This window comes from Anabaena lutea FACHB-196, assembly GCF_014698305.1.
In the GTDB taxonomy this organism is placed as follows: Bacteria; Cyanobacteriota; Cyanobacteriia; order Cyanobacteriales; family Nostocaceae; genus Anabaena; species Anabaena lutea.
The window spans coordinates 1-13,968 of sequence record NZ_JACJST010000031.1 but is presented as its reverse complement, the minus strand read 5'-3'; the positions used below and the strand labels follow the sequence as shown (position 1 = coordinate 13,968).

Sequence of the window (13,968 nt, the reverse complement as noted above, 5' to 3'; positions counted from 1 at the left end):
TTGTTCAACTCCCGCTAATATTTTGTCGATTGGTAGATTAATTTATTGATTATAATTTTTTAGTTAGCATTTTTAATCCCGCTTAACATCTACTGAATTATCTAGCCAACCCCGTCGCCAAAAAAACAATATTAATATACCAGCAATCATTGCCATGCATGCCAAGCATAATGGATAACCCCAATACCAATTCAGTTCAGGCATATTATATGGCGATTTTTCAGTATTAAAATTCATGCCATATATTCCAGCCACAAAAGTTAGGGGAATAAAAATTGATGAAACCACCGTTAGCAGTTTCATAATTTCATTCATTTTGTTGCTAACTGCGGAAAGATAGACATCCATTAATCCCGATGATAGTTCTCGGTAAGTTTCCACCATATCCATGACTTGTACTGTATGATCATAACAATCTCGTAAATAAATTCGCACTTCATCATTAATTAGTTCACTGCCATCTCTAATTAAAGAATTAATTGCATCCCGTTGAGGCCAGATTGCACGACGTAGTTGCAATAATTCTCGTCTAATTTGATAGATTTTTCGTAATGTTTGTGGAGTAGGTTGAACAATTACTTCCTGCTCCAATTCTTCAATTTGCTCGCCATAAAGTTCTAATACGGGAAAAAAGCCATCAATAATGGCATCTAATAAAGAATAAGCTAAATAATCGGCTCCTTGTTTGCGAATAATACCTCTATTTTTCTCAATTCTCACCCTTACTCCTTCCAGACAATCATGTTCTGCTTCCTCCTGAACTGTGAGTAGATAATATTTTGCCAATACTAAACTTACTTGTTCACTATAAAAACCATAGCCTGTTTCCTTCGGTACTACCATGCGAGCAATAATCAGCAATTGGTCTTCATAATCCTCAATTTTGGGACGCTCTGTCATATTGACCACATCTTCTAAAACTAGAGGATGTAAATCAAAAACTTTCCCCAAGCGTTCTAAGATATCTCTATTACCTAAGCCTTGTACATCTACCCAAGAAACAGATTCTGTATCCAAATAGTTAAGGCAATCTTCAGGGTTAGTAATTTGTTCACGGATAAAGTTAGTTTGGTTATAGTCAATTAAAAAAATAATTGGCTGTTCAGCATTTTCATCAATGATGATTGTACCTGGCGGAGTTCCTGGTTGATGATAATGTTCTTTGTCATCTTTTTTAGTAATACGTTTAGAAGTACGGCGAATTTTTTTAATCATGCATTTTTACCTAATAGTCATTTGTCAAAGGTTTTAACTAATTCTGGGGGTTTAAGTCAAGAGCTTCTAAACGTGGCAATGTCTAAATCTAAATTACAAAACTTAATTACGTTGGCGTAGCCTGCGGTCGGCATTATTACGAATTATTTTAATTGACCTTGAGTTTTTGTAGGGTGGGTTAGCGAGCGCGTAACCCACCATTATCCCCTAAATTTATGGTGGGTTAGGACGTTAGTCCGTAACCCACCCTACGATTTTTGGGTAATTTATTTTGTGGTGTTCCCTAAGTCAAGAGCTTCTAAACGTGGCAATGTCTAAATCTACATTACAAAACTTAATTACGTTGGCGTAGCCTGCGGTCGGCATTATTACGAATTACGAATTACGAATTACGAATTATTTTAATTGACCTTGAGCAAAGCCGCTTTTCAGACTTCTCGTGAAAACTCAGCAGTATTACAGCCGACATAATAGCATTTATAAGTTTCTGCAAAATTTCTGAATGGCATAAAAAACAGTTTGCCTTTTTGTGAAGACAAACTGTAGAAAAAAATAAAAATTAATTAGTTGAGGAAGCGGTGATTAGAACATACCCATGCCGCCCATACCGCCCATACCGCCCATACCGCCCATGCCGCCCATGCCGCCCATACCGCCCATGCCAGCATCAGGAGCAGCGGGAGCTTGTTTCTCAGGCTTCTCAACGATGATTGCTTCGGTAGTTAAGACCATCCCCGCAATTGAAGCAGCGTTTTGTAAAGCTGAACGGACAACTTTGGCAGGATCGATGATCCCGGCGACAATTAAATCTTCAAATTCGCCTGTAGCAGCGTTGTAGCCGATGTTAATATCCGTTTCCCGCACTTTGGCAACAATAACGGAACCTTCAGCACCTGCATTGTCTGCAATTTGGCGTAAGGGAGCCTCTAGCGATCTTTCGACGATTTCAGCGCCAATCTTTTCTTCTGCATCGAGGCTGTTTTTAATTGCTTCTATCTTAGAAGCTAGGTAAATCAGGGTAGTGCCACCACCGGGGACAATACCTTCTTCAACTGCGGCTTTGGTGGCGTTGAGTGCGTCTTCAATCCGCAGTTTGCGGTCTTTGAGTTCGGTTTCTGTGGCTGCACCCACCTTGATAACTGCCACACCACCAGCTAGTTTGGCGATGCGTTCTTGCAATTTTTCTGTGTCGTAGTCAGAATCAGTTTCTTCTAACTGCTTACGAATTTGAGCAATCCGCTTTTGAATTTCTGGTTTGGTGGTGCTACCAGCGACAATAGTGGTGTTTTCTTTGTCAATGGTGATTTGGCGGGCAGTACCCAACATTTCTAAAGTAGCGGTATCTAGACTTAAACCGATTTCTTCAGAAATCATCTGTCCATCTGTGAGAATGGCGATATCCTGTAATAAAGCTTTGCGACGTTCACCAAATCCAGGGGCTTTAATTGCTGCAACCGTCAGCACACCCCGTGCTTTGTTGACGACTAAAGTTGCCAAAGCGTCTCCATCGACATCTTCGGCAATGATCAGCAAAGGTTGACCTGCACGGGCAACTTTTTCTAATACAGGTACTAAATCCTGAATGCTGCTGATTTTTTTGTCGGTGATCAAAATGCGGGCGTTTTCAAACTCCACCGTCATCCGTTCGTTGTTGGTGATGAAGTAGGGGGAAATGTAACCCCGGTCAATTTGCATCCCTTCTACTACCTCTAATTCGGTTGTGAGGGATTTGGATTCTTCAACGGTGATGACACCATCTTTGGTGACTTTTTCCATTGCTAGAGCCAGCATATTGCCCACTTCTTCGTCATTACCAGCAGAAACGGTGGCTACTTGAGCGATTGCACTGCCTTCTACTGGCTTGGCTATTTTGGCAATTTCTGCCACTAGCAACTCAACGGTTTTATCAATTCCCCGTTTCAAGCTCATGGGGTTTGTACCGGCGGCAACGTTCTTTAACCCTTCCTTAATGATAGCCTGTGCTAGAACCGTGGCCGTGGTAGTTCCATCTCCAGCAATATCTTTAGTTTTGGAGGCTACTTCTTGAATTAATCTGGCTCCGGTATTCTCCAGAGGATCTTCTAATTCAATTTCTTTGGCAACAGTGATACCATCGTTGACAATTTGAGGTATACCAAATTTTTTTTCTAAAAGGACATTACGACCTTTTGGCCCCAAGGTGATTTTCACCGCGTCAGCCAAGGCGTTAATACCCTGTTCTAAAGACCGTCGTGATTCTTCATTAAATGCAATAATCTTGGCCATGTTTTATTTCTCTAGCGCTTCCATTAGACAATTTAGCACTCACAGGCAAAGAGTGCTAAGTGCCTCAGCTACTGAATTTAACAGATACAAATAAAAAATTGATTAATATTACAGTTAATGCTCATTTTAGATACTGGCAGTAATGGTGGAATTGGGAGATGAATCTAGAGAACTCCCTGAAATCCCTTGGTATTGCTGACCCTAGCGGCACCGGCTGGTTGGCAGTAGTTTTTACTTTTCTCTTGGCTTGGCTGGTAACGTGGCGTTTAATGCCGATTATACGCAAATTTGCTTTGCGGGTGGGTTGGGCAGACCAACCTAACGCCCGGCGACTCAATCGAGAACCTTTACCTAATGCAGGCGGTTTGGCTATTTATGCCGGTGTTATTGCCGCTTTGGTACTAGCCAGCCTTTTACGTCCTATTGAACTCCAAGGCGTATTAGCTCAAGTTTTAACGATTCTGTTAGGAGGGTCGATATTAGTCCTTGTCGGCTTTATTGATGACCAATTTGGCTTACCCCCTTCTGTCCGTTTGTGGGCGCAGATTACAACAGCACTGTTGCTGGTTGCCAATGGCATCAGCATCAAAGTTTTATTTGGTACTCCTATTGATTCGCTGCTGTCCATGGCGTTGACAGTATTGTGGGTTGTCGGTATTACCAATGCTATTAACTTGATGGATGGTATGGATGGTTTGGCAGGAGGAATTAGCTTTATTACCGCCATGAGTTTATTAGCGGTTTCTGCCCAATTTAACAATCGGGCGGCGGCTACTTTAGTTTTGGCAGCTTTGGCGGGTGCAGCATTGGGCTTTTTGCGCCATAATTTCCACCCGTCGCGCATCATCATGGGTGATGCTGGAGCCTATTTTTTCGGTTATGTACTAGCAGCAACTAGTATTTTAGGCAAACTTCAACAAAATACTGTTTATGCTCTGATCCCCACGGTTTTATTTCTGCTGTTGCCAGTTTTAGACACTACTCAGGTGTTTATCCGGCGACTATTGGCAGGAAAAAACCCTCTCAGTACTCCCGGTAAAGACCATTTACATCACCGCTTGCTGGCTTGGGGATTATCCCAACGTCATGCTGCCTTTACATTGTGGTCAATTACCTTGTTTTTTAACCTGTCGGCAATGAGAGTACAAGGGATGAGTTTGCCGGTGATGATGGCCTGTGCCAGTAGTATTATTTTGCTTTTAGCTTTTACTGTCTGGCAACGAATATACAGCAGGGAACCAGGAACCGGGAATTCTTAACTCTCTTTTTCTAAATGGACTGACGCGGAGACGGGGAGACGGGGAGATTCATTTGTAGCTTTAATTAAGTGAATTGATAAGTACCCCGACAGAATTAATTACACGGATTGTTTTTCTGTTAAGAGTTCCCTCTCTCCACTAATGAATTTAATTTTGTCCGACTACTTGTAACACCTTAATAATTGCTATAACTGCGGCATTTTCATCTCTATTGTGGACATGACCGCAGTTTTCACATATTAGACTACACTCTTTATTTCTCTGGAACGTGAAATAAAAAATGTGGTTCACTTACTTGAAAATCCAAAATCTAAAATTGCTATTATCGCCCTAAATCGTGCATTTCATTAATCACAGAGGCACATTTTTGTGTCAATGTCTCCAATTCTTGTTTATTAGTGGAACTAGGAGCATCAATTAATTTACCAATTCTGACAGTCAGGGGAACTGAACGAGGAAGTGATGAACCTGGTTGTAAAATCTTGTCAGTACCCCATAAACTTACGGGTAAAAAAGGTACTTTTGCCTTGGCGGCTAGTAGTGCTGCTCCTCTTTTGGGGTCAGTAATCCGACCATCTGGAGTACGAGTCCCTTCTAAAAAAACACCCACAGCCCAACCATTATCAAGACATTCTAAAGCAGAACGGATTGCAGTGCGATCGGCACTTCCCCGACTGACTGGGTAAGCACCGTATAATTTAATTGCTTGTGCTAAAACTGGAACTTTAAATAATTCTTCTTTAGCCATGTAGGCGACGGGACGACGTACACAACTAGAAACGATTGGTGGGTCAAAGTAACTGGCATGATTGCTGACTACTAGCAATGGGCCAGTTTGGGGGACGTTTTCCACGCCATAAATCTTGATCCTAAAGTAAGTATGCAGCATGGGACTAACCACTGACCATTTAAAGGCGTGATACAGTGCCAAACTAATTAAGGGTTCACGAGTTCTAGTCACAGAAAATAATATAAATAAAACAGAATACAAAAGTGAATTGGTAGAAGAATGGGGGCGGCGATTAAAATCGCCAACGACTAACCCCCATGTCTAAAGCCAGGGGCTTGCTCGCCGTTGATATTTTGGTCAGAATTCCGCAGTCAGAATTTATTTTAACCTTTAACTGGGAGCATTCTGCCAGATCGGAACTTTCTATTTCTTCTATACTAGTTTCCTAATGTTAAAGCCTGCTGACCTTGGGGCGAAGTTGCATAGCCTAGGAATGCTTGCACTCCGACATTAGCAGGGTCTTTATAAACGTAATACAGTGAACGTTTGTAAGGATAACTAGCTGCTTCTGGTGTCAATCCCTCAATAGCAACGACTCGCACGGTTTGCTGATTAGCAACCTGAGCAAAGGTAGCATAGCCGATACCATCTTTTTTCAAAGCTTGAATTAAGGGAGTTGTGGCATCTTGCGGTAATGTCGTAATGTTGGGTGTTGTCCCAAAATTAGCTCCTTTTAGCACCAATTCTTTAAATGTTTGATGTGTGCCACTAATTACCGGTCGATTAATAACGCGGATTGTTGCAGGTGAACCACCCACTACTGACCAATTATTAATTTTTCCCTGAAAAATATCTGCAATTTGGCTGCTGGTTAATCCTCGGTTGAAAGGATTTGCCTTACTGACAATCACAGCGATCGCATCTTGTGTTACAGTAACAGCCTTTAATCCCTGACTTTGCTCTTGTGCTGTCAATGGTCTCGAAGCTGCGGCCAGATCAACTTTACCAGCCAATAGATCCTGAATTCCCTTATCTGTCCCATTCCCAAATGCTTCTACTTTTGTACCCGCAAACTGTTTCTCAAAACCATTTTTAAGGTTTTGGTTAATTGTCACCATACTGGTAGAACCGTCTATTTTTACGGTAGTACCGCTGGCTACTGTTGTTGGTAGTGAAAAAGCCCCGGTAGTAGTTGTAGTGGTTGAAGTAGAGTTCCGCATGAAAAACCACCAATAACCACCACCTAAAAGCCCTAAAAACAACAAGATAAAAACAATAGGAGGTGGTCCGCTTTTCTGACTCATAAATTCCTATTTATTCTGGTAGTTGTTTGGGTTGAGAATCTTGTAACCTTTGCAAACGACGGGCAACTTCGTCGTCTAATGTCATATTTTCGATTTCGGCCTGGAGTTTTTCTGCGGGATTTTCTGACAATTCTGCTAAAGCTTCTGTCTTCAAATTCCGACGCTCAACTGCACCTTTAGCTTTTTCAAAGTCACTTTTCGCTGAACCAATGTCAAATTCATTATTGACTTTGGCTATCATGGCCAGAGCTTCGTTTACCTCTGACATATCTTTCATATTCTGCATATCGGCTTTATAACTTTCAAGCTTCATACGCTCACGGTTGAGTTTATCTTTAGAAGCCTTGACTGCCATTTCGGCCTGTTTAACCATTTCCTCTAGTTTGGGCAAGATTTGCTCTGTTTGAATGGCCTTACTCATCGCCATTCGCGCTGCTTCTTCGTTACCACCACTTTGAGCAATCATCGCTTGTTGCTCTAGGGTTTTGAATTCTTTAACTTTTGTCTCATATTTATTCTTGGCGGTTTTATAAGCACCTTCTTGAGCCGCAACTGCTCCAGCCAGTTTCTGAACTGCTTCTTGCATTGACTGTAGAGATTCTTCAGCAACGGCTACAGCCACTTTACCACCAGACTCGACAGGCATTCCCCATAACCAGTTCCAAGTCCCAACTATGGTTCGCCCTGCCCTTTCACCCATTAGCCAGTAGACAGCTTTTTTCATAACCCAAAGTTATTTCAGTGAGGATGGTTATGGTAATATTTTTACCTTAAAATAGACATATACACCAGTCTTATGTCAACTTTTTCAGCTATTTTGCAAAAACTTATATGAATCTGTCACTCGATTTTGGATTTACGATTTTGGATTTTGGATTGACTCCACCCTCAAGGGTAGAGCTTGATTTTGGATTTGGGATTTACGTTAGCGAAGCGTACGCAGCGCAGTGAGTATTTTGCCGTCAGTAGAGAACGGGGAACCTATACCAAATTTTTTTTAATCTAAAATCTAAAATCTAAAATTCCAGGTCACTCCTGTAAATTGCATAATTATGATTTTAGGCAAAACTTTTTCGTTAGCCAAACCTATCATTAGACATCGACCGAATTTAAATGTGCATCTTTTAAAATTCTTGTAGGGGCGTTCCTGAGAAAGTCTCCTCATTATTTACTACCAGATGTCTATTGAGGATTACTCTCTTCAATGAGATGATTTGTGCATAAGATTGGACATTCCACGGACTTGTTTCCAGACCAGTCTGTGAAAGTGTTGTCATCTTTGTAATGACGAGGGGTTTGCAGCATCAATTGCCATGCTTTGCCAGCATTCAACAAATTAAAACGTTCAGGATAATGTGTTTGTAATAATGCTTGTACCATTGGCGCGTAATCTGAATTTAGTCCAGGAAAAATGTGATGTTCGGTATGGTAAGAAAAGTTGAAATGTAAAACATCAAATATTTTAGGAACTCGAATAGAGAGACTATTAATCAGAGGATCATTTACACTTGTCATTTGACATAACATATGATTCGTATAGATATAAAATATCAGGCCTGCATAGCCTATCCAAATGGGAAAAAAGTAGCCCAGAAGAAGTTTAACGGGATGGAATTCCAGGTAAGTTAAGATGCTTGCATGGATTCCGACCATCATTAATAATTCTAGAGCGATCGCACGTCGTTCTTTACCACTAACTGTAAAAGCTACTACAGGATATTGGGCTTTACCATTGTTAAATAATAACACTGAGGTCAGGTTACGAAATGCGTGAACTCCCCAAGCATGACCCATACCGATAGTCAATAAAATAGGATTTACCTCAGCGGAGGGGACAAAAGCATTCTGAATCCATTTACCCCAATTTTGAGGTTGACTGTCTAAATAATTACGATCTGGATCTTGCAAAGAATTGGTTTTATTATGATGTTCTCGATTGTGTACTGCCTTCCATAAAGTTGGTGGCATCCATAACATTGTTAATCCCAACAGACTAATTACTTGTCTCAACCGAGGATTTTTAATGCTGCGGCTGTGGAGCAAATCGTGGGTACTAAAAAGGAGAACAATCACACTATTACCCATCACTAATGCTAGTGGCAAATAAAGCCAGAGAAAATACCAATTCCAGTCATCGAGATGATTTGCGATTCCCCAACCTAGAATCAAAATTGCTAGATTCATTAACAGAATCCAGACTTTATTAGTATCAGGTAGAAATGCCTCTGCTGGAAGTAAAGGACGCAGCTTTTTGGCATAATCTGCTTGCGTCATCCAAATTGTTTTTTCAACTGTATTCATGAATATTTTTAGTTTTGTTTGAAAGGTTATTAAGCCGATTTTTGAGCAATTCCCAGGAATTTTAAGGTTGATTTTTTTAGCGTTATCTTACTGAAATTCTTCACAAATTACTGGAATTCATCAAGTAAATCTTCTTTTTATGATATTGAAATCGCTAGTCCACCATACCAAAAACTTCAAGCAATAAAGATTCTACCTGCTCCCATATAGTTTTCAATATCTAATAAAATATCCACTAGACGAGCGGCACATTTTTCTCTATAACCACGCTCATCGAATCGATCAGGATTTCCAATAGTGAGAATTGGTAGTGAAGTTGCTATATTTTCCTCACGAATCATTTGCTCTAGCGAATCAGATCATTTCATATTTGATTAGCTGTAATCAGAATCATTTGGTTTGCTTGAGCAAATTGCCACACAATTCTGTCACTACTATCTGTTGCTAATCCAATTTGTTTGAAAGTGAAAAAGCGAATTGACAAGAGATCAACCCAACCTTCTGCTGCAAGTGTTCCCCAGAATAAAACCGCGTCCCCTGTCAAATTATAGTCAATTAGGAAATTCATGATTGGGATGTAATGCGCTCTTTCCAAGATTGCAGTTTTGCACGCAGAGCTTCCTGACCAACTTTAGTAGGCATAGCTGCTATTTTGGCAAATCGTTCGCGGTTTTGTTCTTGCCAATACTGTCGAATTTCCTCTGCTGTTTGGAGAAATTCTTGATACTCAGTTTCTATTTCCGCAAGATGAGCATCTATGTAAGCTAAAGCCAAGTTAATCTGCTCATCATTGAGTCCGAGCTTTTCACGAATCAACTTGGATGGATATTGGGCTTTTAAATAGTCCATCACATCGTACAAGGTAATACGAGTTCCGGTTATCATCAGTCCTCTTTCTGTCCGAATGATACCTGATTGTTCATTGGATACGTTTGTCATATCCATGATCTCCTAGAAATTGTTGCTGTTGACCCTAATTTAATTGTGAATGAATTTACCCTAAACAGGTAACTCAGCAGCATTACGAATATTTTCCAAAATCAAGCCTGTAGCAGTGCGTTTGATCAAACCTGTTAAAACATTTCCTGGTCCAATTTCTACAACTCGCTCAATTCCATTTTCTGGTAATTGTAGAGAAATTTCTCGCCACCGAACTGAACCTGTCATTTGTTGAGAAAGGCGCTGTTTTAATATATCAGCATCAACTGCGGGAACAGGTTCTACATTAGACAAAACTGGGACAACGGCTGACTGAAAAATAACTGAGTCGAGAATTTCTTGAAATTCAGTAGAAGCAGCTGTCATTAAATGTGAGTGAAATGCTCCTGAAACTTTTAAGGGGATAGCACGCTTGGCTTTGACTTGCGACATTACAGCTTGTACACCATCTGGAGTCCCAGAAATGACGACTTGAGCCGGACTGTTATCATTTGCTAAAACTACATCAGGTGTCTCGCTAATGACTTTTTCCAATTCCTCGCGGTCAAAGTTCATCAGTGCGGCCATCATGCCACCGGCGGAACTATCCATGATTTCCGCCCGACGTTTAACTAAGTGTAAGCCCGTAGACCAATCAAAAACGCCAGCAATATAAAGGGCTATGTATTCTCCTAAACTATGACCAGCAACTAAATCTGGTTGCTGCCCCCGTTCTCGTAGGATATCAGCGATAATGCTTTCTACTACGTAAAGAATCGGTTGAGTATAGAGTGTGCGTGATAGTTTTTCTTCGTCATTTTTACAAATATCTATGACAGACCAGCCTAAAATTGCCTCAGCTTGGGCAAATTTTTCTTGAGCAGATGGTATTTCTAGTAGATCCATTCCCATACCTAAGGTTTGCGAACCTTGTCCGGGAAACACCCATGCAGTTTTAGTCATTTGTCATTAGTTATTAGTTATTAGTCATTGGGGAAAAGGTAATTGGTCATTGGTCATTGGTCATTGGGCAAGAAATTCCCTCCCCTGCCCCCTGCTCCCTGCCCCCTGCCTCTTTACCTTCCCCATTGAAAAATTGCTGCACCCCAGGAAAGACCAGCACCAAAGCCGGAGGTAGCAATGATATCATTGGTTTGAATTTTTCCGGCTCGTACTGCTTCATCTAATGCTAGGGGAATAGAAGCGGCGGAGGTGTTACCATAATTGGCGACGTTACTGATTAATTTTTGTTCTGGAATATTTAAGCGGTCAGCTACAGCGTTCAGTATCCGCTGATTTGCTTGATGTAATACGAGCCAATCTATGTGGCCAACGGTGAGATTAGCTGCAAATAAGGCTTTGTCTATAACTTCTGGAACTTTTTGGACTGCAAAGCGGTAGACTTCTTTGCCGTTCATGCTGATAGGTTGGTAAGTTCCTTTAGTGACATTTATACCTGGACTCAGTTCTTGGGCAGAACCTTCATAACCGATGTTGAGATAATGATTTTGAGTGCCATCACTTTTAAGAGAAAATCCTAATAAGCGATCGCTCTGACTGGCCTGCAAAACTATTGCCCCTGCACCATCGCCGAACAACACACAAGTCCGTCGATCTTGCCAATCTACCCAACGAGAGAGGATATCTCCCCCTATCAGCAGTACATTTTGATAAACACCTGTTCTAATGTATTGGGCTGCTGTGACTAGTCCAAATACAAAGCCAGAACAAGCTGCTGTTAAGTCAAAAGCGACTGCTTTGACAGCGCCTATTTCAGCTTGAATGCGGCAAGCATTACCAAATAAATCGTCTGGGGTAGAGGTTGCCAGCAAAATTAAATCAATATCCTCTGGATTAATACCTGCGGCTGCAATAGCCTGCTGACTAGCAGTAGTAGCAAGTGAAGTTAATGACTCAGGTGGCAATGCTAACCGCCGTTGACTAATTCCTGTTCTTGTGGTAATCCACTCATCTGATGTTTCTACCAGTTGAGTTAGTGATTTATTATCTAGGGTAGTTGCTGGTACTGCCGAGCCACTGCCTGTAATTGCTACACCGTTGAATATTGGCACTCTTAATCTCCTATAAGCTTCAGCATTTTTGTCAGTTGTCAGTTGTCATGTGTCAATTGCCATTTTTATCAAGATAAGTAACTAATACTAATGACTAGTGACCGTGCCAATTTTAGATTTTAGAGGGGAGATTTTAGATTAAAAAAGAAATCCTGCATTGAAAATGAAATTAATTTCTCTATAGTTAATCCAAAATCTAAAATCCCAAATCCAAAATTGAATGACTAATGACAAATGACTATGGCTGTTTGCGTAGCGTTTCATAGAAAAGGCTAATCGCTTTCACTCTGTAGGATTTGATATTGGGACTGAAGTCTTTGCAGTACCTGATTGTCTACAGCTTCTTTGGCCATGCGAATCGCACTAAAAATTGAAGGCGCTTGGGAACTACCATGACCGATAAAACAAATTCCGTCTACGCCTAAAAGTAAAGCTCCTCCATGTTCAGCGTGATCCATGCGCTGTTTAACGCGCTTGAGGTTGGGCTTTAAAATTGCCGTGCCAATTTGACCATGTAAACCTTGGGGTAGTTCTTCCCGCAGAATTTGCAGAATTACTCCGCCCACGGCTTCGGCAAATTTTAATAAAATATTACCCACAAAGCCATCGCATACAATCACATCAAATTCACCAGAGAGGACATCCCGTCCTTCGGCATTGCCAGTAAAATTAATTTGGGTATTTTCCCTTAAGAGTTGGTGGGCGCGGAGAGCTACTTCATTACCTTTAGTATCTTCTTCGCCAATATTCAATAAACCTATTTTGGGTTCAGGTGTTCCCAAAACATATTGACTATAAATCGATCCCATGACAGCAAACTGCTCTAAAAACTTAGGACGGCAGTCTACATTAGCGCCGACATCAAGTATCATCACTGGTTTGCCTGCGACGATGGTGGGAAATACTGTCCCAATAGCTGGGCGATCAATTCCCGGTAATCGTCCTAAGCGGAGCAAAGCTGATGCCATTGCTGCCCCAGAGTGACCCGCAGAGAATACTGCATCTGCTTGCTGGTTCTTGACTAAATCCATCGCTACATTGATGGAAGCCTTACGTTTGCGTCTAACAGCGGTGATCGGCTCCTCATCCATAGCGATCGCTTCCTCAGCAGGAACAATCTCTAAACCCGCCATATTTGTTTTTGGTGGCATCGCAGCCTCAATTTGCTGCGGATCACCCACCAATAATATTTTTACGCCCAATTCTTCCCGCGCTCGCAGTGCGCCAGAGACGATTTCAGCGGGTGCATGATCTCCCCCCATTGCGTCAATTGCGATCCTTACACCAGTCGATCCCATTGCTCCTAGCTCAAAGAAACCTTACAAATTTTATCAGATTGCAATACTTAAAAATTCAAACTTCCAAAAAAAGCATTAAGAAACTAGATTTTTTCTGCACCTAAGAAACGCATCTGAACATATACTTATTGATATACGCTTACAATTATGTATAATACGGTTTAGATGGCGATATTAGTTATTAAGTAATTTTACTAATACCACAGTGTAAAATGAAAGCTTAAATATTCCCGATTTTTGCAAAAATCGGGAATATAGAAAAATATTATCAACTTCTGGGAATTTGTGAATCTAACCAAATAACTAAATCAGATGCTTCTGAAAAGTCTAAAAACTCTTCTCCTAGTGCTTCTAATTGTTCAGTAGATAATGAGCGAATCCTTTCAATAATGGGTGAATCTATTTCACCAAACCGCCGATTTAATTGACGATTCAAGAAACGGAAAGCTTCTTTTTGTTCTCCCTTTTGCAAAATATCCTGATAAATTACAGACTCTTGCATAATCAGGGTAAGCTCATCTAATTTGGTATAGTATGAACTTGACAAAAGAAACAAGATAAGCAGCAGGAAGCAGAGAAAAATTTTACTTGACATGACAGCAAAAG

12 protein-coding genes and 1 pseudogene are annotated in these 13,968 nt (G+C 40.9%); 1 reads left to right on the top strand and 12 read right to left on the bottom strand.

The annotated features are described in order from the left end of the window. Positions 1 to 72: 72 nt before the first annotated feature. Both corA and groL read right to left on the bottom strand, forming a co-directional pair. Complete coding sequence (gene corA, locus H6G59_RS23910; protein WP_190719499.1) at positions 73 to 1,215, bottom strand: magnesium/cobalt transporter CorA; 1,143 nt, start codon at positions 1,213 to 1,215, stop codon at positions 73 to 75. 582 nt (positions 1,216 to 1,797) lie between these two features. Next, positions 1,798 to 3,480, bottom strand: coding sequence for a chaperonin GroEL (gene groL, locus H6G59_RS23905; RefSeq protein WP_190719496.1), 1,683 nt, complete (start codon positions 3,478 to 3,480; stop codon positions 1,798 to 1,800). A gap of 158 nt (positions 3,481 to 3,638) precedes the next feature. Here groL and H6G59_RS23900 point away from each other — a divergent pair, with 158 nt between their 5' ends. Continuing rightward, positions 3,639 to 4,739 carry an MraY family glycosyltransferase gene (locus H6G59_RS23900; protein WP_190719493.1) on the top strand — a complete coding sequence of 367 codons (1,101 nt, stop codon included), beginning with the start codon at positions 3,639 to 3,641 and terminating at the stop codon, positions 4,737 to 4,739. A gap of 322 nt (positions 4,740 to 5,061) precedes the next feature. Here H6G59_RS23900 and H6G59_RS23895 read toward each other — a convergent pair whose 3' ends face one another. From H6G59_RS23895 to H6G59_RS23850, 10 genes and pseudogenes are all read right to left on the bottom strand, one after another. Next, complete coding sequence (locus tag H6G59_RS23895) at positions 5,062 to 5,700, bottom strand: 1-acylglycerol-3-phosphate O-acyltransferase (protein WP_190719491.1); 639 nt, start codon at positions 5,698 to 5,700, stop codon at positions 5,062 to 5,064. A gap of 206 nt (positions 5,701 to 5,906) precedes the next feature. Next, the gene (locus H6G59_RS23890) at positions 5,907 to 6,773 is read right to left on the bottom strand and encodes a phosphate ABC transporter substrate-binding protein (protein WP_190719488.1); all 867 of its coding nucleotides are present in this window, start codon (positions 6,771 to 6,773) and stop codon (positions 5,907 to 5,909) included. A 10-nt stretch (positions 6,774 to 6,783) separates the two neighbouring features. Next, a complete protein-coding gene (locus H6G59_RS23885; RefSeq protein WP_190719485.1) occupies positions 6,784 to 7,497 on the bottom strand; it encodes a PspA/IM30 family protein in 714 nt (237 codons plus the stop codon). A gap of 458 nt (positions 7,498 to 7,955) precedes the next feature. Then, positions 7,956 to 9,074 carry a fatty acid desaturase family protein gene (locus H6G59_RS23880; protein WP_190719482.1) on the bottom strand — a complete coding sequence of 373 codons (1,119 nt, stop codon included), beginning with the start codon at positions 9,072 to 9,074 and terminating at the stop codon, positions 7,956 to 7,958. Positions 9,075 to 9,250: 176 nt separating this feature from the next. Continuing rightward, a pseudogene (locus H6G59_RS23875) lies at positions 9,251 to 9,642 on the bottom strand (DUF5615 family PIN-like protein). Further along, a complete protein-coding gene (locus H6G59_RS23870; protein ID WP_190719479.1) occupies positions 9,639 to 10,013 on the bottom strand; it encodes a DUF433 domain-containing protein in 375 nt (124 codons plus the stop codon). The pseudogene H6G59_RS23875 and the gene H6G59_RS23870 overlap by 4 nt, the downstream one beginning before the upstream one ends. 60 nt (positions 10,014 to 10,073) lie before the next feature. Then, positions 10,074 to 10,955, bottom strand: coding sequence for an ACP S-malonyltransferase (gene fabD, locus H6G59_RS23865; RefSeq protein WP_190719476.1), 882 nt, complete (start codon positions 10,953 to 10,955; stop codon positions 10,074 to 10,076). 113 nt (positions 10,956 to 11,068) lie between these two features. After that, positions 11,069 to 12,064: a beta-ketoacyl-ACP synthase III gene (locus tag H6G59_RS23860; RefSeq protein ID WP_422603026.1), complete on the bottom strand. Its 996-nt coding sequence runs from the start codon at positions 12,062 to 12,064 to the stop codon at positions 11,069 to 11,071. Between the two features lie 272 nt (positions 12,065 to 12,336). Next, complete coding sequence (gene plsX / locus H6G59_RS23855) at positions 12,337 to 13,362, bottom strand: phosphate acyltransferase PlsX (RefSeq protein WP_190719473.1); 1,026 nt, start codon at positions 13,360 to 13,362, stop codon at positions 12,337 to 12,339. Between the two features lie 268 nt (positions 13,363 to 13,630). After that, positions 13,631 to 13,968 (bottom strand): DUF4351 domain-containing protein (locus H6G59_RS23850; RefSeq protein WP_242038967.1); only part of this gene is annotated, 338 nt, incomplete at its 5' end.

What these genes read in the sequence shown, in the direction of transcription:
- corA (WP_190719499.1), bottom strand. Translation starts at nt 1,215, where the DNA reads ATGATTAAAAAAATTCGCCGTACTTCTAAACGTATTACTAAAAAAGAT.
- groL (WP_190719496.1), bottom strand. Translation starts at nt 3,480, where the DNA reads ATGGCCAAGATTATTGCATTTAATGAAGAATCACGACGGTCTTTAGAA.
- H6G59_RS23900 (WP_190719493.1), top strand. Translation starts at nt 3,639, where the DNA reads ATGAATCTAGAGAACTCCCTGAAATCCCTTGGTATTGCTGACCCTAGC.
- H6G59_RS23890 (WP_190719488.1), bottom strand. Translation starts at nt 6,773, where the DNA reads ATGAGTCAGAAAAGCGGACCACCTCCTATTGTTTTTATCTTGTTGTTT.
- H6G59_RS23885 (WP_190719485.1), bottom strand. Translation starts at nt 7,497, where the DNA reads ATGAAAAAAGCTGTCTACTGGCTAATGGGTGAAAGGGCAGGGCGAACC.
- H6G59_RS23880 (WP_190719482.1), bottom strand. Translation starts at nt 9,074, where the DNA reads ATGAATACAGTTGAAAAAACAATTTGGATGACGCAAGCAGATTATGCC.
- H6G59_RS23870 (WP_190719479.1), bottom strand. Translation starts at nt 10,013, where the DNA reads ATGACAAACGTATCCAATGAACAATCAGGTATCATTCGGACAGAAAGA.
- fabD (WP_190719476.1), bottom strand. Translation starts at nt 10,955, where the DNA reads ATGACTAAAACTGCATGGGTGTTTCCCGGACAAGGTTCGCAAACCTTA.
- plsX (WP_190719473.1), bottom strand. Translation starts at nt 13,362, where the DNA reads ATGGGATCGACTGGTGTAAGGATCGCAATTGACGCAATGGGGGGAGAT.